A 26,459-nucleotide genomic window follows, 5' to 3' on the forward strand; every position below is an offset into this window, starting at 1 on the left:
GGTTTCCCTTTTTTATTTAGTTCCTAAGTAAATATAACCTTGAATTGGTTCGAAGTTTCCTTCGTTGATCTCAAGTACATAGAAGTATGTACCAGATGGTAATTGATTTGAGCTTCCAAAAGATGAGTCTGAAAAACCATCCCAGTTGTTCTGGTAATTTTTGGCATCAAATACTTTTGCACCCCATCTGTTGAATATCTTAACATTGTATGTGAAGCCACAGGCAATGTCCAGATCTACAGAGAAGAAATCATTTTTGTTATCTCCGTTTGGAGTTACAGCTTTAGAAATACTGTCACGAACATCTTCTATTGTACAGTCTAATACAACACAGTCATCATTAACCGCAACCGTTACTAAAGTACTTGAAGGACAGTTACCCTCAACTCTATATTCGAAAGTATAATTTCCAAGAGCTAATAGACCTGGATCTACAAATCCATTTTCTAAGGCGCCTGTATTATTTGTATCGATCCATACACCTGATTCATCGTAGTCTCCAACGAAAAGGTCTGTTAGATCGTAAGCCGAATCATCAACACAAAGATCTACGGTTCCATTATTAACCAATTCGATCTCTTCAGCAACCGGCTCTTCAATGACTACAGTGGTAAGATCTGATAGTTGTCCCAATCCATTCTGAGAAACAACATCATAAGTTCCGGGTGTAAGATCTGTAAATACACCTTCAGTCTGGAAGTTTTCACCATCGATACTATAAGATAGGCCTTGCTCAGCTTCTACAGTTATCGTTCCTGTTGGATTGCTACAAGTAGCCTGCGTTACATCTACCGTTGGAGCTGGAGGTGGTGCAGGAGCAGGATTCTCTTCAACCGTTACAGTAAACTGGCAGGTTGCTTCGTTTCCATTAGCATCGGTCACCGTGTATGTGATTACTGTATCTCCTACAGGGAATTCTTCACCGGAAGCGATTCCACTTGTCATAGTTGTTGTACTACCACCACAATTATCGGTTACAGTTACAGTTTCATACTCTACGATAGCAGAGGTAGTTCCAAAAGCTACGTTCACAGTAATATCTTCCGGACACTCAATTGATGGAGCCTCGTTATCAATAACTGTTACAGTAAAGCTTGTAGTTGCAGTTAATCCTGCAGTATCTGTAGCTACGTAGGTAATAGTTGTTTCACCTACTGGGAATTCAGATCCTGAATCAAGACCTTCGGTCATGATCACACTTTCGATTCCACAATTATCAGTTGCGCCAGGAGTTTCAAAACTCACTACCGCACCACAGATGCCAGCGTCGTTATTTACAGTGATATCATCCATATCTTCAATAGCAGGAGCTTCATCATCGTTGATTGTTACAGTGAAGCTGCAAGTAGCAATATTTCCTGCAGCATCTGTTGCAGTGAATTCTACAGTAGTTGTTCCTACTGGGAATTGTGCTCCAGAAGCCGGCCCATTAGTTTGAGTTACGGTTACGTCTCCAGAATTATCAAATCCAGTTGGAGTTTCAAATTCAACCACGGCACCACATACACCAGTATCTACTCCAGATTCATAATCTGAAGGACAATCTAATGTTGGATCTTCATCATCTTCAACAGTAACGGTAAAGCTACATTCAGTTGAATTTCCAGAAGCATCTGTAGCGGTGAAAGTCACTACTGTATCTCCAATTGGGAATTCTGATCCAGAAACAGGACCTGCCGTTTGCTCAACACTTACTTCACAGTTATCTGTTGCAGTTGCATTGTCAAAATTAACAATCGCAAATGCTTCACCTTCTTCAGTAGTAGTCATGATATCAGATGGACATGATACAACTGGCATTTCATTATCGTTCACAGTTACACTAAAAGTAGTGGTTGTGGTATTACCGTAAATATCTGTGACAGTGATCGTAACTTCAGTTGTTCCTACCGGATAAACAGATCCAGAGATCAAACCTTCTGTCACTTCAACAGTATCTACTTGACAATTATCAGAAGTTATGATATTTCCAAATTCTACAACTGCACCACAAACATCTGTATCTGTGTCTACGTTAATATCTGCAATCGTTTCAACTACTGGAGCTTCATTATCTGTAACGATCACATCGAAGCTACAGGTAGTAGAATTTCCTGAAGCATCTGTTGCAACAAAAGTCACTGTAGTTGTTCCAACAGGGAATAGATCTCCAGGCGCCGGTCCTTCAGTTTGTTCGATAGTTGCAGATCCAGAGTTATCTGTAAATTCAGGAATTGTAAATTCTACAATCGCTCCACATACACCAGGATCATTATTCAGGTTCATATTAGCAGGACAAGCGATCTCAGGTCCTTCAGTATCATTTACTGTAATGGTTACCACTGCAGTATCTGTTCCTCCGTTTCCGTCAGATATTGTGTATTCGAATACATCTTCACCTGTAAAGCTATCATTTGGAGTATAAGTTACTGTACCGTCTTCATTGATCACTACTGAACCATTTTCAGGATCTGTTACGCTTACAACTGTAAGTTCATCACCGTCAAGGTCTGTATCATTATCAAGTACTGCGATCTCAACCGGCACATCCTGATCTGTCTCAGCAGAATCATCATTTGCAACCGGAGCATCATTTACTGGATTTACTGTTACAAATACAGTAGCTGTATCAGAAAGTCCTTCTTCGTCTTCGATGGTGTAAGTGAACTCATCATCTCCATTAAAGTTATCGTTAGGAGTATAGGTTACCGTTCCGTCTTCGTTAATTACTACGGTACCGTTTGAAGGCTGAGTTACACTAACAACTGTAAGCTCATCACCATCAACATCAGTATCATTTTCAAGAACATCGATCACCACAGCAGTATCCTCATCAGTAACAGCATTATCATCATTTGCAATCGGAGCATCATTTGTTGGTGCTACAATTACAGTTACTGTAGCTGTATCAGTTAATCCTTCTTCGTCTTCGATCGTGTAAGTAAACTCATCATCTCCATTGAAGTTTTCATTAGGAGTATAAGTTACTGTTCCGTCTTCATTGATCACTACTGTACCGTTTTCTGGCTGAGTAGCGCTTACTACGGTAAGCTCATCACCATCAACATCTGTATCATTATCAAGTACATTGATCACTACTGCAGTATCTTCATCAGTTACAGCTGAATCATTATTGGCAACTGGAGCATCATTTACTGGATTTACAGTTACAGAAACCGTAGCAGTATCAGTTAATCCTTCTTCGTCTTCGATGGTATAAGTAAATTCATCTTCTCCATTGAAGTTTTCATTAGGAGTATAAGTAATTGTTCCGTCTTCGTTGATAACTACAGTACCGTTTGATGGCTGAGTTACGCTAACAACCGTAAGTTCATCTCCATCAGCATCAGTGTCGTTTACAAGAACATCGATCACCACAGCAGTATCTTCATCAGTTACTGCGTTATCGTCATTTGCAACCGGAGCATCATTTGTTGGTGCTACAGTTACAGTAACTGTAGCCGTATCAGTTAATCCTTCTTCATCTTCGATTGTATAAGTGAATTCATCTTCACCCTCAAAATCTGTATTCGGAGTATAAGTCACCGTTCCGTCTTCATTGATAACTACAGTTCCATTTCCTGGTTGAGTAACACTTACAACTGTAAGTTCATCCCCGTCAACATCTGTATCATTATCAAGTACATCGATCACTACCGCAGTATCTTCATCAGTTACAGCTGAGTCATCATTAGCAACTGGAGCATCATTTACTGGATTTACAGTTACAGAAACCGTAGCAGTATCAGAAAGTCCTTCTTCATCTTCGATGGTATAGGTGAACTCATCATCTCCATTAAAGTTTTCGTTAGGAGTATAAGTAACTGTACCATCTTCGTTGATAACTACAGTGCCGTTTGAAGGCTGAGTTACGCTAACAACCGTAAGTTCGTCACCATCAACATCAGTATCATTTTCAAGAACCTCGATCACCACAGCAGTATCTTCATCAGTTACAGCAGAGTCGTTATTTGCAACCGGAGCATCGTTTACTTGAAGCACATTTATTGTAACAGTTGCCGTAGAACTGCCACAATTACCATTAGTAATTGTATACGTAAATGAATCTTCTCCATTGAAGTTTTCATTAGGAACATATTCGAAGGTATTATCCTCATTTTGAGTTAGAGTACCGTTTAATGTTTGAGTGAAAGATTCAATAATTAAATCCCCATCCTCCGGATTATTATCATTTGCAAGTGCATCTATAGTTAGAGCCTCATCTTCGTTTGTATCAACAGAATCATTATTTGCAACAGCTGGTTTATTGATAGTAACTACGAATTGGTTTTCAGCATCTTCACAAGAACCACTTCCAGCATTAAAAACATAAATAGTCTGAGTAGTAGTAATTTCAGTACCATCAGCAATTGGATCAATTCCACCTGATTGAGCGAAATATGAACCATTTGCTAGTTCAGGCAAAATATACGAATCACAACTTTCAACGTTTTCAGGCGCATCGGCTAATGGTGTATTATTGATGGTTATTTCAAATGAATTTTCAGCATTTTCACATGAACCAGTACCTGCGCTGAAAACATATATAGTTTGAGTTGAAGTAATTTCAGTTCCAGCAGCAATTGGATCAATTCCACCTGATTGAGCAAAATAAGAACCATTTACCAATTCAGGCAATATGTAAGAATCACAACTTTCAACGTTATCAGGAGCATCGGCTATAGGCGAATCATTAATTGTTACCTCAAAAGAATTTTCAGCCGATTCACATGAACCACTCGCAGGATTGTATACATAAATTGTTTGTGTAGTGGTAATCTCACTACCCGTTGCAATTGGATCAATTCCACCTGGTTGCGCGAAATAAGAACCATTGGTAAGTTCAGGTAAAATATAAGAATCACATCTTTCCACATTTTCCGGAGCATCCGCAATTGGAGTATCATTTATAGTAATAGTAAATGAGTTTTCTACATTTTCACATGACCCATTCCCGGCACTAAAAACATAAATGGTCTGACTAGCAGTAATTTCAGTTCCAGCTTCAATAGGTTCAACTCCACCGGTTTGAGCGAAGTAGTTTCCATTTGTAAGCTCAGGTAAGGTATAAGAATCGCAACGGCTCACATTTTCAGGAACATCTACTAAAGGAGTCTCATTGATAGTTACAGTAAACATTGACTCATCAGCAATACAAGAACCAGTGGCAGCAGCATATACATAGATATCCTGGGTAGCCGTAATTTGAGTTCCTGCAGTTAGCATATCTCCAGTAGCATTAGCTCCAGTGTAATAAGCATTTCCATCGCTAAGCGCTGGTAATGTATAAGAATCACAAGCTTCCTTATCTCCGATAACATCCGCAACCGGAGTCTCATTGATAGTTACAGTAAACATTGACTCATCAGCAATACAAGAACCAGTAGCAGCAGCATATACATAGATATCCTGGGTAGCCGTAATTTGAGTTCCTGCAGTTAGCATATCTCCAGTAGCATTTGCTCCAGTGTAATAAGCATTTCCATCGCTAAGCGCTGGTAGTGTATAAGAATCACAAGCTTCCTGATCTGCGATAACATCCGCAACCGGAGTCTCATTGATAGTTACAGTAAACATTGACTCATCAGCAATACAAGAACCAGTGGCAGCAGCATATACATAGATATCCTGGGTAGCCGTAATTTGAGTTCCTGCAGTTAGCATATCTCCAGTAGCATTAGCTCCAGTGTAATAAGAATTTCCATCGCTAAGCGCTGGTAGTGTATAAGAATCACAAGCTTCCTGATCTCCGATAACATCAGCAACCGGAGTCTCATTGATAGTTACAGTAAACATTGACTCATCAGCAGTACAAGAACCAGTGGCAGCAGCATATACATAGATATCCTGGGTAGCCGTAATTTGAGTTCCTGCAGTTAACATATCTCCAGAAGCATTTGCTCCAGTGTAATAAGCATTTCCTTCGCTAAGCGCTGGTAGTGTATAAGAATCACAAGCTTCCTGGTTTCCGATAACATCAGCAACCGGAGTCTCATTGATAGTTACAGTAAACATTGACTCATCAGCAATACAAGAACCAGTGGCAGCAGCATATACATAGATATCCTGGGTAGCCGTAATTTGAGTTCCTGCAGTTAACATATCTCCAGAAGCATTTGCTCCAGTGTAATAAGCATTTCCTTCGCTAAGCGCTGGTAGTGTATAAGAATCACAAGCTTCCTGATCTGCGATAACATCAGCAACCGGAGTTTCATTGATAGTTACAGTAAACATTGACTCATCAGCAATACAAGAACCAGTAGCGGCAGCATATACATAGATATCCTGAGTAGCAGTAATTTGAGTTCCTGCAGTTAACATATCTCCAGAAGCATTAGCTCCAGTGTAATAAGCATTTCCATCGCTAAGCGCTGGTAATGTATAAGAATCACAAGCTTCCTTATCTCCGATAACATCCGCAACCGGAGTCTCATTGATAGTTACAGTAAACATTGACTCATCAGCAATACAAGAACCAGTAGCGGCAGCATATACGTAGATATCCTGGGTAGCCGTAATTTGAGTTCCTGCAGTTAGCATATCTCCAGAAGCATTTGCTCCAGTGTAATAAGCATTTCCATCGCTAAGCGCTGGTAATGTATAAGATTCACAAGCTTCCTGATCTCCGATAACATCCGCAACCGGAGTCTCATTGATAGTTACAGTAAACATTGACTCATCAGCAATACAAGAACCAGTAGCGGCAGCATATACATAGATATCCTGGGTAGCCGTAATTTGAGTTCCTGCAGTTAGCATATCTCCAGTAGCATTAGCTCCAGTGTAATAAGCATTTCCTTTGCTAAGCGCTGGTAATGTATAAGAATCACAAGCTTCCTGATCTCCGATAACATCCGCAACCGGAGTCTCATTGATAGTTACAGTAAACATTGACTCATCAGCAATACAAGAACCAGTGGCAGCAGCATATACATAGATATCCTGAGTAGCCGTAATTTGAGTTCCTGCGGTTAGCATATCTCCAGAAGCATTGGCTCCAGTGTAATAAGCATTTCCATCGCTAAGCGCTGGTAGTGTATAAGAATCACAAGCTTCCTGATCTCCGATAACATCAGCAACCGGAGTCTCATTGATAGTTACAGTAAACATTGACTCATCAGCAGTACAAGAACCAGTAGCGGCAGCATATACATAGATATCCTGGGTAGCCGTAATTTGAGTTCCTGCGGTTAGCATATCTCCAGAAGCATTGGCTCCAGTGTAATAAGCATTTCCATCGCTAAGCGCTGGTAGTGTATAAGAATCACAAGCTTCCTGATCTCCGATAACATCAGCAACCGGAGTCTCATTGATAGTTACAGTAAACATTGACTCATCAGCAATACAAGAACCAGTGGCAGCAGCATATACATAGATATCCTGGGTAGCCGTAATTTGAGTTCCTGCAGTTAGCATATCTCCAGTAGCATTAGCTCCAGTGTAATAAGCATTTCCTTCGCTAAGCGCTGGTAGTGTATAAGAATCACAAGCTTCCTGGTTAGCAATGACATCAGCTACTGGCTGATTAGTGATCGTAACCACAACTTTTAATCTATCAGAACTTTCACAACTACCGTTATTTTGAGTCGCATAGTAATCTTCTCCATTTACCAATCCAAGATTAGTATCTAATGCAGTTGTAGAAGTCTCATCGGCATACCAGAGGATATTATTTCCGGTTACCACAAGATCAGCAATAGTTGCATCTGCAGTAGAGCAAAACTCCTGTGTAGAATTTCCTCCCGGTGCATCAGGAGTTTCCGGTGCACTATTTATAGTCAAAGAGTTTGAATCAGTTGACGAACATTGAGTGGTATTATTTTGTGCAGTTACTGTATAAGTTCCAGCTGCTAAACCTTCAAAAATTCCGGTTTCGTTTGAAGCAGAATAATCAGATCCGTTAGAGATCGTATATGTAGTATTATTTTCCGGGGAATTTACTGATATTGTTCCTGTAGCAGCACCACAACTGGTTTGCTCAGTAATAGATATTACTGGTGCATTTGGATTATTATAAATTTCAACTTCTGTAGTGGTTTCTTTACTACATGAATATGAAGTATAGGAATATGTGACAGTATATTTTCCTGCAGTACTTTCAGCAACATTTATTTCACCTGTATTTTCATCTATAACTAAACCAGTTGTACTGGTAAATTTTCCTCCTGAAGGACCAACTCTGGTTACCTGGATATTTCCTGCATCCTTACAAACAGGAGAATCAAGATAAGCAATTTCAGCAGAAGTAATTGTGAAATCTACGCTGATAGGACTTATATAATCTTCTAAATCTGCTGTTAATGCAGCAGAACTTTTACTTTTTACAAAAATAGAATTTATCCCTATTCCATCATTTTTACAAACATCCAAATTATCTAATAAGGAAGTAAGGTTAATAGCACCTTCAACGAATTTATATTGATTTATGGTAGAATCACCAAATGCGCCAATTGGAGAAGAGATAGGACCATCAATATTTACTCTTGCGAAAACGTTGGTAGGATTAGCAACATAAGCATCTTCAGTAGAATCATTGGTAATCAATAATTCAAATCCATAATTACCAGGACTAATTTCTACCCATTGATAAACGTAAAATAGAGGATTAGATCCTCCGTTAACATATTGTAGGGTTAAAAGTATATCTCCTACTGTACGTCCGCCCTGGTTACCAGGAGCAGTAAATGTATTATCACTATTTTCAACAATTGTTCCCTGGAAGAAAGAGAAATCTATATACGCAGTACCTGTACTACCGTTAGCACTAATACGATCTGCACCAACAAAAATCCACTGGTCTCCTGTATTTGCATCACGGGCTATATGGTAAAAAGCGTGTTCAATATCACTTTTAGCCGATGGTCCGCTTGGTGAAGTAGACCATTCCCATACACCAGGAGAATTTGATGCTTTATTCAAGTTTCCCTTTAAAAATCTATCTGTAGATGTATTTAAAATATCGGAAACAAATTTTGAAGTGTTTGGATTTACACTATTTCCGTTATCGTCAAATACAAATCCTCCAGATCCGGCAGGACCCTGGAACCAATCACCAACCCCGGGGATAGGTGTATTTGCCTTTAGGTCACCATCGATATTAAATCCTCCGTTTGGATTTTCAACAGGAACCACTACATTCTGTGCATTAATCACGAGTGATCCTAAGAGGAATAGCGGTATGAATAAAAAATGCAAAATGGAAAAAGATCTCCTTGGAGATTTTTTAGGTGCATAATTTTTTGGTAAAGTAGTTTTCCAAATCATATCAATAATGTTTAGAATTATCAATTTTGTTAAAGCCACCAGGGCTAATTAGATCCAATAAAAAAATGAATTCAGATGAAGTTACCTTCAACTGACTTGGGGAGTTCAGTAATAAAAAAACTTAGGGTGAAATAAACATCTGTAGTCTTGAGGAACTACTTAGAGAAGTGTGGGGGGTGACTCTATTTTCGATGCAATTCTGATGTAAAACTATTACAAGAAAGGCGGTATAATTAGAGATTTCGGGATTTTTAGATATAACGGGAGATATATTCGTTAAAATACACTTAAAGGGGTTATTTCCCCCCTCTAAATGAGCATTTTACAAATTGACTTTGTGGGAATTTTGTAGGAAAATGTTAAATTTTATAGGGGAAAACCCGTAGATTCAGATCAATATTACATTATTAATCATTTGTAATTCAGCACTATAGCTAAACTTATTGTGTAGGAGAATTTTTAGTAATTGAAAGAAAATTTCTTCATTTGAAGAATTTGATTATGTGCACTTTATCGAGATTATAGGTAGAAAATCCTATCTCATACCTAAATGGAACAAAAACATTTCAGCCTTGTGCAATAAACTTGTAAATTGCATCAAACATGCATTATTTAATATGGAGAAAGATCTAAAGGATTATCGCAAGTCTTATGAAAAAGGAAAACTTCTTGAAAATGAGATTCCGGAAGATCCATTTGAATTGTTTAAATCATGGTTTGATCTTGCCGATAATTCTGACGAAGTAGAGGAAGCGAATGCCATGAGTATTTCAACCGTTGGAAAAGACCAATTTCCGAAAACAAGGGTTGTGCTTCTAAAAAGTTTCAACTCTAAAGGATTGACTTTCTTCACAAATTATAGCTCTATAAAAGGACAGGATCTTGAAGCCAATCCAAAATGCTGTATTTCCTTTTTCTGGGCTTCGCTGGAAAAGCAAATTATCATCCAGGGAGAAGCAAGAAAAATTTCAGCAGAAGAGTCTACTGAATATTTTCATTCCAGACCTCGAGGGAGTCAGCTTGGAGCACTTGCTTCAGATCAAAGTTCAGTGATCCCTTCCAGGGAGTACCTGGAAAAAAGGCTGGCTGATCTTGAAACTGAATATGCTGAGAGAGAAATTCCAAAACCTGCTGATTGGGGCGGTTATTTATTTGAACCATTCAAATTTGAATTCTGGCAGGGTAGAGAAAGTAGATTGCATGATCGTATTTTATTTACTTTAGATAGTGATAACTGGAAAATTGAAAGACTGGCACCATAGATATGAAAAGATTAGTTTTAGTTAGGCATGGAAAATCCTCCTGGAATAATAATCTTCCAGACCATAGACGCCCCTTAAAGAAAAGGGCTTATAATGATGCTGAAGTTGTTATAAGGGCGTTCAAACATTTCTATGAATCTGGCGCGCAGTTCTGGTCGAGTTATGCAGTGAGAGCTCATGAAACAGCTAAGCTTTTTAAAGATGGACTGAATATTCCTGATAAAGACTTCCAGGTGATGGAAGAACTTTACACTTTCAATCAAAATGATCTGTTATCGGTTATCAAAACATGTCCGGAAGAACGTGACTGGTTATGTGTATTCGGGCATAATCCGGCCATGACGATTCTGGTAAATTCCCTGGGAGATAAAAAAATGGACAATCTTCCCACCACTGGACTTTGTGTAATAGATTTCGAGGTAGATTCCTGGAAAGATATTCGAAAAGGAAAAACAATTCTAACCTTACTGCCTAAAAATCTTCGATAAACCTTCATGGCTGAAAAACGTTATATAAACAGAGAATTAAGCTGGCTGTCTTTTAATGCCAGAGTTTTACAGGAAGCCGCTGATGAAACGGTTCCATTAATTGAACGATTGAGGTTTCTCGGTATATTTTCTAATAATCTCGATGAATTTTTCAAGGTTAGATATGCTACTGTTAAAAGAATAGACCTTGCCGGAAAGGCTGGTAAAAGTGTGCTTGGAGGAATCAAGGCCAGTAAGCTTTTAGAGGCGATCACTAAAATCGTGATAGATCAGCAGTCTGAAAGTCTTAAGATATTTGAAGATATTCAGGCAAAATTAATAGACCATAATATTCATATCATCAATGAAAATCAGGTTACTCGAAATCAGAAAGAATTCATTAAAAATTTCTTTTTAAGTAAAGTAAGCCCGGCATTGGTAACGATAATTCTGAACGATCTTCCGGAAATGCCTTCTCTTAAGGATAGTGCAGCTTACCTGGCTGTAAAAATGGTTATGGCTGATGAAACTGAACCAGCTCAGGGAATTTCAAAAATCCTGAATAAGCCGGTCAAAGAAAAGCGATATGTCCTTATTGAAATCCCTAGAAATATTGAGCGTTTTGTAGTGCTTCCGGAAGAAAATGGAAAACAATATATCATTTTGCTGGATGACCTTATCAGATATAATCTTAATACCATTTTCAATATTTTCAATTACGAGAGTCTTTCAGCTCATATGATCAAGATCACCAGGGATGCGGAACTTGATCTCGATAGCGACCTGAGTAAAAGTTTTATTGAAAAAATTTCTGATAGTGTAAAGGATCGAATTAAAGGAGATCCGGTGAGATTTGTTTATGATAAGAATATAGATAGCGATACGCTTACGTATTTGATGAATAAAATGGGTATTGACTCGACTGACAGTATAATTCCAGGCGGAAGATATCATAACCGACGAGATTATATGGATTTCCCAAGCCTGGGTAAGGCGGATCTATATTACGAGGTAAGAGAGCCATTGCCAATTCCGGGCTTAATTCTTCAAACCAGCGTATTAAAGGGTATAGCTGAAAAAGACTATTTACTTTACACTCCGTACCAGAGTTTTGCTTACGTGGTTAAATTTTTAAGGGAAGCAGCTTTGGATCCAAAGGTGAAAACCATTAAGATCACAATTTACCGACTGGCCAAAATTTCCCATATCGCCAGCTCCCTCATCAACGCGGTTAAAAATGGAAAAAAAGTAACCGTACAGATTGAGTTAAGAGCGAGGTTCGATGAAGTAGCCAATATTCGTTATGCTGAACAAATGCAGGAAGAAGGAGTAAACCTGATATTTGGTGTTCCAGGATTAAAAGTTCATTGTAAGACTTGCGTGATCGAAAGGGAAGAAGACGGTAAATTAAAACGATATGGTTTTATTAGTACTGGAAACTTCAATGAGAACACTTCCCGGGTTTATACTGATTACACGCTATTTACGGCCGATCCTTCAATTTTGAAAGAAGTGAATATGGTATTCGACTTTTTCGAAACCAATTACAAAGTGAATAAATACAAGCATCTAATAGTTTCTCCGCATTATACTCGTAATGCGATCTACAATCTTATTCAGGGAGAAATTGATAATGCTAAAAATGGCAAACCGGCTGGTATAAGACTTAAACTGAATAGCCTTTCAGATAACGGAGTTATTGAAAAGCTTTATACCGCCAGCAAGGCAGGCGTGAAAATAAAACTGATCGTAAGAGGTATTTGCTGCCTTGTTCCGGGAATCGAAGGCCTGAGTGAAAATATCGAGGCGATAAGTATTGTAGATAAATTTCTGGAGCATCCGAGAGTCTTTATATTCGAGAATGGAGGCGATCCAAGAGTTTACATTTCTTCCGCAGATTTCATGACCAGGAACCTCGATCAACGGGTTGAGATATCCTGCCCGATCTATGATGAAGGAATTAAAAAAGAACTAATCGAAACATTTGAGATCAGTTGGAAGGATAATGTGAAAGCTAGAAACCACTGTCGCGGAATGGAAAATCCGTATCGTGAAATACCTGGTCCAAAAGTGAGATCTCAGTTCGCCTTGTACGATTATTATTTAAAGAAAATTGACATTAACGAGTAATGATAAAACAAAAAACATACGCAGCTATAGATATTGGTTCCAATGCCGTAAGACTGTTAGTTTCTACGATCACCGAAAAAGAGGGGATGGAAACCAATTTTAGAAAAACGTCTCTGGTTAGGGTGCCTATCAGACTTGGAGCAGATGTATTCCTGAAAAAGAAAGTTTCTGAAAAGAACACCACCAGGATGATAGATACTATGCACGCTTTTAATCTGATCATGAAATCCCATGGCGTGGAAAAATATAAGGCCTGCGCTACTTCAGCTATGAGGGAAGCAGAGAACGGAGATGAAATTGCCAGAATCATCAAGGAAAAATCTGGGATTGATATTGAAATCATTGATGGTAGCCATGAGGCTGCGATAATTGCAGCTACAGATCTGCATGCACTGATCCAAAACGACCAGAACTATTTATACGTAGATGTTGGAGGTGGTAGTACCGAATATACCATGTACAGCAACGGAAAAACAGTTACTTCAAGGTCATTTAAAGTAGGAACTGTAAGAATGATGGAAGATCTTGTAGAGCATAAGACCTGGGAGGAAATGCAGCAGTGGGTGAAGAGTGTTACGAAAGATTATGACGAAATAGATCTGATCGGATCTGGAGGGAATATCAATAATATCTTTAAAACCAGTGGGAAAAAGACCGGAAAACCTTTAAGCCTTAAGTATTTAAAGGATTATGATGAAAAGCTGAATTCATATACCTATGAAGAAAGGATTACAGAATTAGATTTGAAGAATGACCGTGCAGATGTAATTATACCGGCTTCCAAGATCTATGTAAATTCCATGAAATGGGCTAAAGCTAACTGGATACATGTACCACAGATTGGTCTAGCAGATGGTATCATCAAATCACTTTATAATGAATCGAAAAGAAAGAAAAAGGTTTAACCGTGAATGCTTTCTTTTTTGCTTAGATCTTTCATGACTTCAGCTTCGAATTCCAGGAGATCCTGCCATTTTTTATCCACGATCTCACGATCACCATATTGCCTTGCGAATTTCAGGAACATCGTATAGTGATTAGCTTCGCTAACCATTAGGTCACGATAGAATTTGGCAAGTTCTTTATCTTCAAGTTCTTCAGATAATAGTCTGAATCTTTCGCAACTTCGAGCTTCAATAAGACCTGCGATGAGCAATCGATGGATTAACTGGGTAGTACGACTTCCGCCTTTCGGAAAGAATTCACGTAATTTCAATACATATTCATCTTTGCGATCCCATCCCATGGTGAAACCCATCTTGAGAATCCTGTCGTGAACCATTTTAAAATGTCCCATCTCTTCCCTGGCCAAAGCAGTCATTGCTGTTACAAGGTCTGAATATTCAGGATAGGTTACGATAAGCGATATAGCTGTAGATGCAGCTTTTTGTTCGCAATAAGCGTGATCTACCAGAATATCCTCGATATTTTTCTCAGCAATATCTGCCCATCTTGGGTCTGTTGGTAACTTTAGTCCTAACATAATTATACGTCTAAATCAAAAGTTGCTCTAAGTTTATCTAATAATGGATTAGCCTCCTTTAGTTTTTCATATTTCTCCTGAGGGGTGAAAGCATATTTTCTCGAGGTAGCTTCATCCACATGAATCTTGAGCGTGATATGTGTATTTCTTAGCTTGGCTTTCAAGAAGCTCATCAGCCTGTTTTCCTCTCTTTCCAGGTCAATTTTCATAGTCTCGTTAGGGAAAGTAAGATGAATTACTTTATCCTTTAGAGTAGGAGTCTGGGATTCAAAAATGGAGGCAAGAATCTTTTCCCCTTTGCGTTTCAGTTTTTCGGTGTAATTTTTCCATTCGGTCACCAGGTCTTCTTCACTGAATTCATCATCCATGACCTTTTCAGTAGGCATCATGGCTTTTTGCTTTTCTTCCAGCTCTTTTTTCTTGCCGATGCTTTTTAATGAAAGTCCGGAAACTTTTTCCCTTTTGATCTCAGGAAACATGCTATTTGTAGTAGCTGCTGCAGTTTGAGTTGTTTCGGAATTCTCTGCTTTCTTAGATTCTGAAGTTTCAATTTCTTTAGGAGCATCCGGGGTGATCTCTGGTCTTTCAGCTACCGGAATGCTATCATTTCCTGGACTGGCTGTATGAAATATACTATCACCAGATTGTGGTTCTAGTGATACTTTTTCTGAATCATTATCTTCTAAAGCTTCTTCATTATTCTGAAATTCAGAAATTGATTCTAAACTGTCTAATTCAGTATCCGGCTGACTTGCCGGGCTTTCTTCAGAGTAATAATCTTTTTCTTCTTCCTTGGCACATGATTCTGTAGCAACCTTTGGCTGAGGAAGATTATTTTCTTCGATAGGAGAGGAGGAATTGTGCTCATTTTCACGAACTAATTCTTTCTTTTCCTTGGGAATACTTACAGCTTCCTGTTCATAATTGGAAGCAGGGATTATTTTTGGTTCAGCCTTTTTTTTTTCGGCTCCAAAAGTAATAGATGCCAGCTGCATTAGACATAATTCTACCAGCAACCTTTGGTTATGACTACTCTTGTATTTGAGATCGCAGGAATTTGCAAGTTCTATGGCTTCCAGTAAAAACTGGTGTGATGTCTTCTGAGCCTGTTCAAAATATTTCGCTTTGGTTTGATCACCAACTTCCAGCAAGGCGATGGTTTTCTGATCTTTACAAACAAGTAGGTCCCTAAAATGTGAAGCAAGTCCAGCTATAAAATGGTGTCCATCAAATCCGCTGGAGAGTATGTCGTTAAAATTTACCAGGAGTTGCGGAATGTTATTCTCCAGGATCAGGTCTGTCACCTGCATATATGTATCATAATCCAGTACGTTCAGGTTTTCTGTTACTGCCTGCCGGGTTAGATTATTTCCACTGAAGCTTACTACACGATCGTAGATGGAAAGTGCGTCACGCATAGCGCCATCTGCTTTTTGGGCAATAATATGCAAAGCATCATCTTCGGCATTTACGCCTTCCTGTTCCGCGATATGAGCCAGGTAATTCTTGGCATCGGTTACCGTGATCCTTTTAAAATCAAAGATCTGGCATCGGGAAAGAATGGTTGGGATAATTTTGTGCTTTTCAGTAGTCGCCAGAATGAAAATGGCATGTTTGGGCGGTTCTTCAAGTGTTTTCAGAAATGCATTAAATGCAGATGCCGAAAGCATATGAACCTCATCGATAATATAAACTTTGTAGTTACCTACCTGTGGCGGGATTCTCACCTGGTCGATAAGGTTTCTGATATCGTCGACAGAGTTGTTTGAAGCGGCATCCAGCTCGAAGATATTGAAAGCAAAATCCTCATCCGGATCCTGTGTTTCTTTTTGATTGATCATTTTAGCAAGGATACGGGCACAGGTTGTTTTACCAACACCACGCGGCCCAGTAAATAACAAAGCCTGAGCCAGGTGATTGTTATTTATGGCATTTGCCAGGGTATTTGTGATTGCCTGCTGGCCAACTACGTCTTTAAAGGTTTGCGGCCTGTATTTTCTTGCCGATACTACAAAATGCTCCATCAAAAAGTATTGAATTACAAATATAAAAATCACCAGCCTAAACTCCAGTACAGGCAAGCTTATTTATGAACAAATACCGGAAGAAATCAACATAAATTAACTTACATTTGCCCTAAGCAGGCCGCCTTATCGTTCCGACAGTATTTCGGAGAGGAAAGTCCGGACACCACAGAGCAGTATAGTGGGTAACGCCCACCGGTCGTGAGATCAGGACAAGTGCAACAGAAAGAATGTACAGGTTAAGCTGTAGTGAAACCAGGTAAACTCTATGCGGTGCAATGCCATGTATACCGGCATCTAAGGATCGCTCGTCCGTTGCCGGAGGGTAGGCAGCTAAAGATTAGTGGTAACACTAATTTCAGATAAATGATAAGGAATCCGATCAGTTATCGGATTACAGAATCCGGCTTACAGGCCTGCTTTTTATTTCTCAATTTCCTGGTAAACTCTAACGTAATCTATCTGAAATTTCTGCGGGAATATTTCTCTATCTATTTCTCCAGCCCAATTACCGCCCAGAGCAAGATTAAGAATTAAATAAAATGATTTTCTGAAAGGATTATTCTTTTCACCAACCTGGTCTAACTGAAAACTATGATAACATTTATTATCCACGAGAAATTCAATTTTGTGAGAGCTCCAGCTTACAGAATATACATGGAACTCGTCTGAAGGACTTTCTACCAGGATTGTACCGCTTGAAGATCTAATTCCCTGAGCATTGTCCCATGGAAAATGAACGGTACCGTGAATTTCATTAGGTTCCTTTCCAACATGTTCCATAATATCAATTTCCCCGGCATAGGGGTATTCAATTTCATCAAAATTTGCTCCCAGCATCCAGATAGCTGGCCAGACGCCATTTCCATTCGGAAGTTTGGCTCTAACATCAACCCGACCATATCTAAATTCAAATTTGTCTTTGGTAGTGATACTTCCTGAAGTATATTTTGAAGTTTCAGTATTGTAACGATAATTTTTTACATCTGGATCAAAACGTTTATTTTTGAAGTTCTCTTTTCTGGCAATTAGTTCCAGGTATCCATTTTTAACCCGAACATTTTTCTTCCGCTTCGTATAGATCTGTTCTTCGAGATTTCTGATAAATCCAGTTTCGTAACTCCATTTTTTAGGGTCTGGTTTTCCCCGGTCATTAAATTCATCCTGCCAGACAAGTTGGTAATTTTGAGAATTCATATTTTGGGAAAGAGAAATAAAAAATAAAGACGCGAAAAAGAGGAAGATTTTTTTCATCTAACTCTTACTGTTTTCATCTAGAATTCTGTTTGCCCAGGCAACCGCTTCTTCACGTGTATAAAACATCTCAAAGGGTACAGTGGCAAACTGTTTTTCAAAATTGGCGTTTAGTGCACCGTCGATTTCATTGATAATGATTGCCATTCCCAGAAGGATTTCCCGCTGTATCAAGTCTATGTAAATCACAGGATTCACGTTATACTTGTTCTTCCTGTTGCTTATGTAAACAAACTTGTTATGGTTAAAATGATCGTAAAAGATGGTCCTTAGTTCTTCCACTTTTTCTTTGTCAAGAACCTGGTCTTCTTTAAATGTGGAGATCACAAATGAATCGAAAAACTCCAGATGGGTGTAGGGGAGTGAAATTTCCCTGGTTGGTTTTAGCGTCATACAGGGTAAGTTAACCAATTATTCGAAAAAACTAAATACCGAACTTCCGTATTTTCGACTTTCTCTGAAGTTTTTTAGTTCAGAAAGATCGGTGTGTTTGGAATGTTCAATGATAAGTTGACCATCTTCATTAAGCAATTCCTTCTGAAAAACCAGCTCGGCAATTTTAGCAAATTTTTCATCTTCAAAATCATAAGGAGGATCGGCAAATATGATATCTGCCTTTACCGGTGCTTTTTCCAGGTATTTAAATACATCACTTTTGATCGTAGTGATGGGGAAATCAAGTTCGGCTGAAGTCTTTTTAATGAATTTTACACAGTCGTAATTACCATCTACCGAAGTAATATTTTCAGCACCTCTGGCTGCAAATTCGTAAGCGATATTTCCAGTTCCAGAAAATAGATCTACCACGCTCACTTCAGAAATATGATAATGATTGTTCAAAATATTGAACAATGCTTCCTTCGCCACGTCTGTGGTAGGACGTACGGGTAATTTTGCCGGAGCGATAATTCTTCGTCCCTTATGAGTTCCTGAAATTATACGCATTATAATGATTTGATAAGAAGATACTCAGATAGTTCTTCTTTCGGTTTATTTTCAGATTCAAATTGATAGGAATGAAAAGGTCCTAAAAAAGATACATTCTTTACGTAGTCCCAGGCCATTTTATATTCTGCTGAGTCCTTTTGAATGTCTCCCATTAAGATCAATTCAAATTCATGCGGATCAAGATTTAGCTGCTCCGCTGTAAACAATAAATAGTAAAGAAAATCTTCTTTGGTCTCAAACTCAAAACTATTAGCAAAGATCAGTTTGGCATTGTCTATTACCACCAATTCATAGGTATTAAGATGAGAATGCAAATAAACTTTCGGTTTATTGCTTTTTTCAAGTTTCATTAAAGATTCAATTAGAACGCTTAAGCTATGCTGGTATTCAAATTCACCATATTTATCAAAAAAGTAGTTGGTAATATTGGCGTATGGAATATAGACATTTATGGTCTCCGGTTCGATCTTGTCGAAAGCAATAAAATCGGTTTTAAGGATCTTAGTGTTGAATTTTAGATAGGCAGCTGCATTATCTTCATCAAACAATTCTTCAGGAACCAGCGAAAATAGATTATTGGTAAATAGCAGAGTAACTTCGTCTATTGGCTGATTTAATTCTTCTTCTTTTTCATAGGTTAACTCGATCTTTGATAAAACCTTGATTGGGTCCAGCTGCTTTTCAAAATCAACCCTCTGGAAATAAAGTATTGTATTCTCTTTCTTATCCAGGATACAAAAAGAAAGTCCATTCAAGCTAACCTGAATGGACAATTTCTTATTGTTTTTATTTTGACTAGTCGTTCTTGTCTCCACCATATCTGTCAAATCCATTACCACTTGTATTTACTTCGGTCATGGAACCAACACTAATATAACGGCCGTTTACATCATCAACAGACTGTACTTCGTTTTCTTGAAGAACTAAAGTTCTATCCTGATCTGAAAGTACTACTGCTTTAGCAACTCTTGCCTCGAAAACAGGAATCTGAGATTCTCCTTTTGTAATTGTACCAGCTCTAAGCTCGAACTTCTCATCTACACCTTCAACAGGTATATTCATCATAGTACGATATCTTTCTTCGTTTCCTTTGAATAAAGAATCTTTAACCGGAACGAAATCCAAAGTATCTATGATTACTTTTTCAATATATTGATCTACGCCATAAGTCTTTTTGTACTCTTCATCAAGAAGGGTAGTATCACGACGCTGAGTAATTGCAAATTCGGCAGTATCAATGAATTTTACCAGGCTGTCCCAGTCTCCCTGAAACTTTCCGATCACTTCTTTGTGCGCTAATTCCGCGTTTCTGATATCTTTAAGGTTTTTGATAACCTTGGTGTATCTTTTCTCCTTGACTTTGTTAAATTGAATTGGTTCGTAAACCGCGTTGAAAGTAAGATATGCCAGGAAGATAATCACCAACCAAAGAAGTATCTGTATTACAAATCTCATGCTTTAATAGTTTATGTTTTAATTTGAAGGTTATTGGTTACACGCAAATCTACAACTTTTTTTTATTCGTAAAAGTTTCTGCCATAAAAATCCATTCTTATCTTTGAGATTTTATGCACTCTCTATGGAAAAAACCACTCCGGCTTCCTTTTTTAAATTACTGGTTGAAGATCTTGGATTTGCCGCTACAGATAAACAGGATGTAGCTCTACAAATGCTATCTGAATTCGTGGTAAACGGAGGAAAAGACAGGCTTTTTCTTTTACGTGGATTTGCCGGTACAGGTAAGACGACCATTATAAGTACTTTGGTCAAGAACCTATGGAAGATTCGAAAGTCTGGTGTATTACTGGCGCCAACGGGCCGCGCGGCGAAAGTGATTTCTAACTATTCCAATAAAGAGGCTTTTACCATTCATAAGAAGATCTACTTTCCAAAAAAGTCAAGTGGAGGAGGAGTGCAATTCACTTTACAACCGAACAAACATAAAAATACGCTGTTCATTGTTGATGAAGCTTCAATGATTTCAGATGACGGCGGAAACTCCAAACTCTTTGAAAATGGATCTTTATTAGATGATCTTATTCAGTTTGTATATCAGGGACATAATTGTCAATTAATTCTTATCGGTGACACGGCGCAGCTGCCTCCGGTGAAAATGGATTTGAGTCCGGCGCTTGAAGAACAGAAACTAGAATTCAACTATCATAAAAAAGTTTCATTTATAGAATTGGATGAAGTGGTAAGGCAGAGCGAGGAAAGCGATATTTTGCATAACGCTACCTTAATAAGAGAGAGCCTGCAGGAAGAATTTTATGAAAGTTTCCAGTTTGAACTTTCCCAGAATAAGGATGTAATAAGACTTACAGACGGTTATGAGATCATGGATGCCATCCAGGATTGTTATACTTCAGATGGGCATGAGGACACCAGCATCATTGTACGATCTAATAAAAGAGCCAATATGTATAATCAGCAGATAAGATCCAGAATATTATTTCAGGAGGAAGAACTTTCTGCCGGAGATTATTTAATGGTGGTGAAAAATAATTACTTCTGGGTGAAACCAACAAGTGAAGCGGGTTTTATTGCTAACGGGGACATTGTGAAAGTCCTGGAGATCTTCGGTTTTAAAGAATTATACGGATTCAGATTTGCCGAAGTCCAGGTCCAGATGGTGGATTACCCCAAAATGAGACCTTTTGAAACCGTAATTATGCTGGATACACTTACCAGTAATACTCCGTCCTTAACGTATGAAGAATCTAACAGGCTTTATGAAGAGGTAAAAAAGGACTATGCAGACGAACGTTCTAAGTATAAGCAGTTCATGAAGATCAAGAATAATAAATACTTCAATGCTCTTCAGATCAAATTCTCTTACGCCATCACCTGCCATAAATCACAGGGTGGGCAATGGAACAATGTTTTTATTGAGCAGCCTTACCTGCCAAACGGAGTAGGAAAGGAATATTTAAGATGGCTTTATACGGCTATGACGCGTGCTCAGAAAAAATTATACCTGATTGGATTTGGAGATGATTTTTTCGCATCTAACTAATTACTATTTTTACTGAAAATTGAATATGAGCGAACCTTCCAAAAATCGCATTATCGCCATGATTCCGGCGAGATATAAAGCTACCAGGTTTCCCGGGAAGCTAATGAAAGATCTTAACGGAAAGACGGTTATTACTAGAACTTATGAAGCTGCCGTTAATACTGGCCTTTTTGATGAAGTTTATGTGGTTACCGATAGCGAAAAGATTTTCGATGAGATCGTAAATGAAGGCGGGCAGGTAATTCGTAGTGAAAAAGACCATGAATGTGGAAGCGATAGGATTGCCGAAGCTGTAGAGCATATGGACGTTGATATCGTGGTAAATGTTCAGGGCGATGAACCATTTATTGATAAAGAAAGCCTGTCAAAGCTTCTTGATGTTTTTAATCAGGATGGAGCTGAAGAGATTGACCTTGCTTCTTTAAAAACTCCACTTACAGATAGCGATGAGATCACCAATCCCAATAATGTAAAAGTTATTACGGGGAAAGATGATTTTGCTTTATATTTTTCAAGATTTCCCATACCATATCCCAGAGATACTTCTGCAAAAGCAGATTATTTTAAGCATATAGGTATTTATGCCTTCAGAAAATCTGCATTGATGGATTTTTATAAGTTACCAATGTTGCCTTTGGAAGCTGCGGAAAAGATAGAATGCATCAGATATCTTGAATACGGAAAGAAAATCAAAATGGTGGAAACCAGCGTGAAAAGTATTGGTATAGATACGCCTGAAGACCTTGAAAAAGCCAGAAAGCTGTTAAGTTAATTACTAACAGCTTCCTTATAAGTTTTTAGGGCTCGTTCTCGCGCTTCTTTATGATCTACCATTTTTTCTGGGTAATCATCAGTTCCATACTCCGGCACCCATTCCTTTATATATTCTTCATCCTTGTCAAATTTCTCAATTTGTGTGGTAGGATTGAAAATTCTGAAATATGGAGCTGCATCAACACCACTGCCGGCAACCCATTGCCAGTTACCAACATTGGAAGACATTTCATAATCCAGTAATTTTTCAGCAAAATAGGCTTCTCCCCAACGCCAGTCAATCAATAGATGTTTACATAAAAATGATCCAACCAGCATCCTGATCCTGTTATGCATAAAACCGGATTTGTTCAGTTGCCTCATTCCAGCATCAACAAGTGGATAACCGGTTTCACCTTTTTTCCATTTTTCAAATTCATCTTTGTTGTTTCTCCACTTAATACGATCATACTTCTTCTTAAAAGCATCGGTAACCGTATCTGGATAATGAAAGAGGATCTGCATAAAAAATTCTCTCCAAACCAATTCTTCCAGAAAAGTTTTATTGTGCTGCTTATCTGCATCTCTCACCATTTGCCGAACGCTCACGGTTCCAAAACGTAAGTGCGGTCCCAACCTGGAAGTTCCATGTTCTGCAGGATAATCTCTTTTGTCATTATAATCCTTAATCAATCCCGGAGTTAACTTATAATCTGGAACTTCAATTGAAGATTTTTTAAAACCTATATCAGATAAGCTCAAATTTGGAAGCCTGCTATTCTTATACAGGTTATCCATATATCTTGTAGTGTAATGAAAATCAAGATCAATTTTGCTGAACTGTTCTCTCCATAAATTTTTATAAGGAGTATAGACCACGTAAGGATCGCCATCACTTTTTACTACCTCATCTTTTTCGAAGATTACCTGATCTTTAAAATCGAGAAATTCTATGTCCTTTTCAGATAATAATTTAGAGATCTTTTCGTCTCTTTCTTTAGCATAGGGTTCATAATCTCGATTGGTAAAAACCTTATCGATTTCATAATCTGAAATCAGCGATTTAAAAACCTTTTCTGGTTCATCATGAAACATGGCAATAGAACTACCATGTTCATTCTGAAGCTCATCTCTCATTTTCTGAAGTTCCTCATGTATAAATGTCACTCGAGCATCATCTTCGGGAAGTTTGTCCAGGATTTCCGGGTCAAAAATGAAAATTGGTAGAACCGGTAGTTCACCACGAAGTGCCGCTTTAAATCCGGCATTATCGTCTAACCTAAGATCTCTTCTGAACCAAAATATATTTACTTTTTTACTCATTAATTGTTATTTATGGTTGAAAGTCCGCCGTCTACTCCTAAAACCTGCCCGGTAATCCAGGTACTGTTTTCGCTTAGAAGAAAAGCAGCAAGATTGGCAATATCTTTGGCCTCACCAACTCTTTTTAATGGATGCCTTTTATCCATTTTTTCTCTTTTATCATCATTTGATAATAATTTTTCAGCTAATGGCGTATCAGTAAGTGACGGAGCGATCACATTCACTCTAAAGCTCGGGGCATATTCCGCAGCCAGGGATTTCGCAAATCCTTCTATAGCTCCTTTAGCCGCAGCAACATTGGTATGAAAAGGCATTCCTACTTTTACGGCAACTGTGCTGAAAAATACCAGGCTGGCCTGATCTGAATTTTTCAATTTATCAAGAATCCCTTTTAAACTTCTCACTAAACCGAAAAAATTTAGTTGCATTTCATTTTCGAAACTTTCCGGCTTGATTATTTTAAAAGGTTTCAGATCAATACTTCCGGGGCAGTAAACAAATCCATCGATAGTGTCCGGCAAATCAAGGTCAGATATATCATCTTTCAAAACATCGAATTCCAAATGGGTTACCTTATTGGTATCAAGGTCTCCCTGATTTCTAGACGCTACTATAATATTATGGTTTTCATTAAGTAATTCAGAGATCTGATATCCGATCCCAGTAGAACCGCCAACCAGTAAAATATTCTTTTTCATCATTTTCTAATTTAAAATGTCCTGCTTCAGGGTTTCAGATGTATCTTCAGCTTCTTTAAAATCCCCGAACAATTTAATAAGTTTATTTCTTCTGTAATCAAATATCTCCTTGAGCTTTGGTTTCACCAGAACAGGATGGGTAAGCTGACCAATAAACCCAAAAGGGAGTTTGTAGTCAATGATATCTTCCATCTCTACACCACCAGGAATAGATTTAATGAAGTGTTTGTGATGCCATAGGGCATAGGGACCAAATCTTTGCTCATCCACGAAATATTCACCTTCCTTAACATGTGTAATTTCTGTCACCCATTTTGTTTTTACTCCAGCTACGGGAGTTACGATATACTGTATGATCTGTCCAGAAAACATCGGCCTGTCCGCTCCGGATAGAATTTCAAATCCCATATAGTCTGGAGTGATGACTTTTAAATTTTTTGGATCTGATAAAAATTCCCAGGCCTCTTGCTGACTGATGGGTAATTTCTGAACACTACGAAGGGTGTATATTTTCATGGTAAGGGTTTGAAGTAAAATTAAGCTTCATTTTGTTTAAATTAAAAATATATTAGTTAAACAAAAATTAAAATAGGTTTTTGACGATTATTAATTACTGTAAACCCTGATTTTTATTGATTCCAGACGCAACCTTTTCGAGTCATTCCCATCTATTAAAAAAGTTTCAAACTTTTTTACCAACAACCTGAAAATTAGAAGTAAACTTTAGAATTATTCATGGTACTTTTTTTTTTTGAAATGATCAACAACGCAATGTATCTAGAGAAATAAGATCGATGAATAAATGGTAACGATTAATTATTCTAGTCCTGTAGTCCCACTAAATGACAAACCATTATCAATCATAAAAATCCTAATATAATATGATCTTTATTATCATCTTAGAGTATATTCTATCTTTAATTTAAGAAAATCATAATTATAATGGTTTCTGTGTATCTTTGGAAAAACCAAAATTTTACACAATGAAGAAACTATTATCACTTGCAATTATCCTTTGCATTTCTATTTCAGTGAATGCCCAGATCGAGGCTCCTCAGCCCAGTCCATTTGCAAAAATGGAACAAAAAGTAGGTTTAACTGATGTTACCATTGAATATTCCAGGCCCGGTATGAGAGGCAGAACTATTTTTGGAGATCTTGTTCCTTATGGACAGGTGTGGAGAACTGGTGCCAATGCTAACACCATAATTACCTTTAGTGATGATGTAAAAATAAATGGAAAAGACCTTAAGAAAGGATCTTATTCAATCTATTCTATACCTTCTAAAGATTCCTGGGAGGTTATGTTCTATACTACAACCGATAACTGGGGTGTACCGCAAAACTGGGATGAAAGTCAAGTGGCTTTAAAAGCAACAGCAGAGACCATGGAAATGCCGATGCCTATGGAAACATTTACCATTGTGATCGATGATTTAAAAAATGATTCTGCAGCCCTTAACTTTATCTGGGAAGAAACGATCGCTATGTTGAAGATCGAAGTTCCTACAGATTCAAAAGCTATGGCGAGCATTGAAAAGGTTATGAATGGTCCAACAGCAAGCGATTATTTTGCTGCAGGTACTTATTATCACGAAGCAGGAAAAGATCTTGATAAAGCATACAAATGGGTGACTAAAGCAACTGAAATGGCTGGAGACCAGGCGTTTTGGATGCTAAGAAGAAAATCTCTTATTGAAGCTGAAATGGGTAAAAAGCAGGAAGCGATTGCGACAGCTAAAAAATCTATGGCTTCTGCGGAAAAAGCAAATAATGCTGATTATGTAAAGATGAATAAAGAATCTATCGCTGAATGGAGTGGTAAATAATATTCACTTTGATAATTGATATAAAAAAA

The 26,459-nt window shown here is 38.1% G+C and carries 18 protein-coding genes and 1 other RNA gene; 8 read left to right on the forward strand and 11 right to left on the reverse strand.

The genetic code is table 11. The features are described from left to right. Positions 1 to 12 precede the first annotated feature (12 nt). Complete coding sequence (locus tag AC2S94_RS11785; RefSeq protein WP_484628776.1) at positions 13 to 9,243, reverse strand: tandem-95 repeat protein; 9,231 nt, start codon at positions 9,241 to 9,243, stop codon at positions 13 to 15. A 617-nt stretch (positions 9,244 to 9,860) separates the two neighbouring features. Between AC2S94_RS11785 and pdxH the strand changes: the two genes are divergently transcribed. From pdxH to AC2S94_RS11805, 4 genes are read left to right on the forward strand one after another with little or no spacing between them, the layout of a single operon-like run. After that, the gene (pdxH, locus tag AC2S94_RS11790) at positions 9,861 to 10,505 is read left to right on the forward strand and encodes a pyridoxamine 5'-phosphate oxidase (protein WP_484628777.1); all 645 of its coding nucleotides are present in this window, start codon (positions 9,861 to 9,863) and stop codon (positions 10,503 to 10,505) included. 2 nt (positions 10,506 to 10,507) lie between these two features. Continuing rightward, positions 10,508 to 10,993, forward strand: a complete 486-nt coding sequence (locus tag AC2S94_RS11795) for a SixA phosphatase family protein (protein WP_484628778.1) — start codon at positions 10,508 to 10,510, stop codon at positions 10,991 to 10,993. A 6-nt stretch (positions 10,994 to 10,999) separates the two neighbouring features. After that, positions 11,000 to 13,102: a polyphosphate kinase 1 gene (ppk1, locus tag AC2S94_RS11800; protein ID WP_484628779.1), complete on the forward strand. Its 2,103-nt coding sequence runs from the start codon at positions 11,000 to 11,002 to the stop codon at positions 13,100 to 13,102. Continuing rightward, complete coding sequence (locus AC2S94_RS11805; RefSeq protein ID WP_484628780.1) at positions 13,102 to 14,007, forward strand: Ppx/GppA phosphatase family protein; 906 nt, start codon at positions 13,102 to 13,104, stop codon at positions 14,005 to 14,007. Before ppk1 ends, AC2S94_RS11805 begins: the two co-directional genes overlap by 1 nt. On the opposite strand, the gene AC2S94_RS11810 is transcribed toward AC2S94_RS11805, so the two are convergent. Together AC2S94_RS11810 and AC2S94_RS11815 are read right to left on the reverse strand one after the other, a co-directional pair. Next, the gene (locus tag AC2S94_RS11810; protein ID WP_484628781.1) at positions 14,004 to 14,585 is read right to left on the reverse strand and encodes a MiaE family protein; all 582 of its coding nucleotides are present in this window, start codon (positions 14,583 to 14,585) and stop codon (positions 14,004 to 14,006) included. The two genes, AC2S94_RS11805 and AC2S94_RS11810, sit on opposite strands and share 4 nt — an antisense overlap. A gap of 2 nt (positions 14,586 to 14,587) precedes the next feature. Next, positions 14,588 to 16,609: a DNA polymerase III subunit gamma/tau gene (locus AC2S94_RS11815; protein WP_484628782.1), complete on the reverse strand. Its 2,022-nt coding sequence runs from the start codon at positions 16,607 to 16,609 to the stop codon at positions 14,588 to 14,590. Between the two features lie 113 nt (positions 16,610 to 16,722). Between AC2S94_RS11815 and rnpB the strand changes: the two genes are divergently transcribed. Beyond that, an RNA gene (gene rnpB / locus AC2S94_RS11820) (RNase P RNA component class A) lies at positions 16,723 to 17,036 on the forward strand. Here rnpB and AC2S94_RS11825 read toward each other — a convergent pair. The 5 genes from AC2S94_RS11825 to AC2S94_RS11845 are packed head-to-tail and all read right to left on the reverse strand — an operon-like array spanning position 17,033 to position 20,266. Further along, positions 17,033 to 17,806 (reverse strand): glycoside hydrolase family 16 protein, encoded by a 774-nt coding sequence (locus AC2S94_RS11825; protein ID WP_484628783.1) that lies wholly within the window; start codon positions 17,804 to 17,806, stop codon positions 17,033 to 17,035. The genes rnpB and AC2S94_RS11825 overlap by 4 nt on opposite strands. Before the next feature lie 57 nt (positions 17,807 to 17,863). Beyond that, positions 17,864 to 18,256, reverse strand: coding sequence for a hypothetical protein (locus tag AC2S94_RS11830; protein ID WP_484628784.1), 393 nt, complete (start codon positions 18,254 to 18,256; stop codon positions 17,864 to 17,866). 18 nt (positions 18,257 to 18,274) lie between these two features. After that, the gene (locus AC2S94_RS11835; RefSeq protein ID WP_484628785.1) at positions 18,275 to 18,808 is read right to left on the reverse strand and encodes an RsmD family RNA methyltransferase; all 534 of its coding nucleotides are present in this window, start codon (positions 18,806 to 18,808) and stop codon (positions 18,275 to 18,277) included. After that, positions 18,808 to 19,644: a DUF3822 family protein gene (locus AC2S94_RS11840; protein ID WP_484628786.1), complete on the reverse strand. Its 837-nt coding sequence runs from the start codon at positions 19,642 to 19,644 to the stop codon at positions 18,808 to 18,810. Before AC2S94_RS11840 ends, AC2S94_RS11835 begins: the two co-directional genes overlap by 1 nt. Beyond that, positions 19,607 to 20,266, reverse strand: a complete 660-nt coding sequence (locus AC2S94_RS11845) for a hypothetical protein (protein WP_484628787.1) — start codon at positions 20,264 to 20,266, stop codon at positions 19,607 to 19,609. The genes AC2S94_RS11840 and AC2S94_RS11845 overlap by 38 nt, the downstream gene beginning before the upstream one ends. A gap of 124 nt (positions 20,267 to 20,390) precedes the next feature. On the opposite strand from AC2S94_RS11845, the gene AC2S94_RS11850 reads away from it, so the two are divergent. Further along, complete coding sequence (locus AC2S94_RS11850) at positions 20,391 to 21,827, forward strand: ATP-dependent DNA helicase (RefSeq protein ID WP_484630915.1); 1,437 nt, start codon at positions 20,391 to 20,393, stop codon at positions 21,825 to 21,827. Positions 21,828 to 21,852: 25 nt separating this feature from the next. Next, positions 21,853 to 22,599, forward strand: coding sequence for a 3-deoxy-manno-octulosonate cytidylyltransferase (gene kdsB / locus AC2S94_RS11855; RefSeq protein ID WP_484628788.1), 747 nt, complete (start codon positions 21,853 to 21,855; stop codon positions 22,597 to 22,599). Here the strand turns inward: kdsB and AC2S94_RS11860 are convergent. Genes AC2S94_RS11860 through AC2S94_RS11870 form a run of 3 tightly spaced genes read right to left on the reverse strand, consistent with a single transcriptional unit; the run spans position 22,596 to position 25,117 of the window. Beyond that, a complete protein-coding gene (locus tag AC2S94_RS11860) occupies positions 22,596 to 23,903 on the reverse strand; it encodes a cryptochrome/photolyase family protein (protein ID WP_484628789.1) in 1,308 nt (435 codons plus the stop codon). The two genes, kdsB and AC2S94_RS11860, sit on opposite strands and share 4 nt — an antisense overlap. Next, positions 23,903 to 24,601 carry an SDR family NAD(P)-dependent oxidoreductase gene (locus tag AC2S94_RS11865; protein WP_484630916.1) on the reverse strand — a complete coding sequence of 233 codons (699 nt, stop codon included), beginning with the start codon at positions 24,599 to 24,601 and terminating at the stop codon, positions 23,903 to 23,905. The genes AC2S94_RS11860 and AC2S94_RS11865 overlap by 1 nt, the downstream gene beginning before the upstream one ends. A 6-nt stretch (positions 24,602 to 24,607) precedes the next feature. After that, positions 24,608 to 25,117 carry an SRPBCC family protein gene (locus tag AC2S94_RS11870; RefSeq protein ID WP_484628790.1) on the reverse strand — a complete coding sequence of 170 codons (510 nt, stop codon included), beginning with the start codon at positions 25,115 to 25,117 and terminating at the stop codon, positions 24,608 to 24,610. Between the two features lie 467 nt (positions 25,118 to 25,584). Between AC2S94_RS11870 and AC2S94_RS11875 the strand changes: the two genes are divergently transcribed. Then, positions 25,585 to 26,430 (forward strand): DUF2911 domain-containing protein, encoded by an 846-nt coding sequence (locus AC2S94_RS11875; RefSeq protein WP_484628791.1) that lies wholly within the window; start codon positions 25,585 to 25,587, stop codon positions 26,428 to 26,430. Positions 26,431 to 26,459 lie beyond the last annotated feature (29 nt).

Source organism: Christiangramia pacifica, assembly GCF_057221535.1.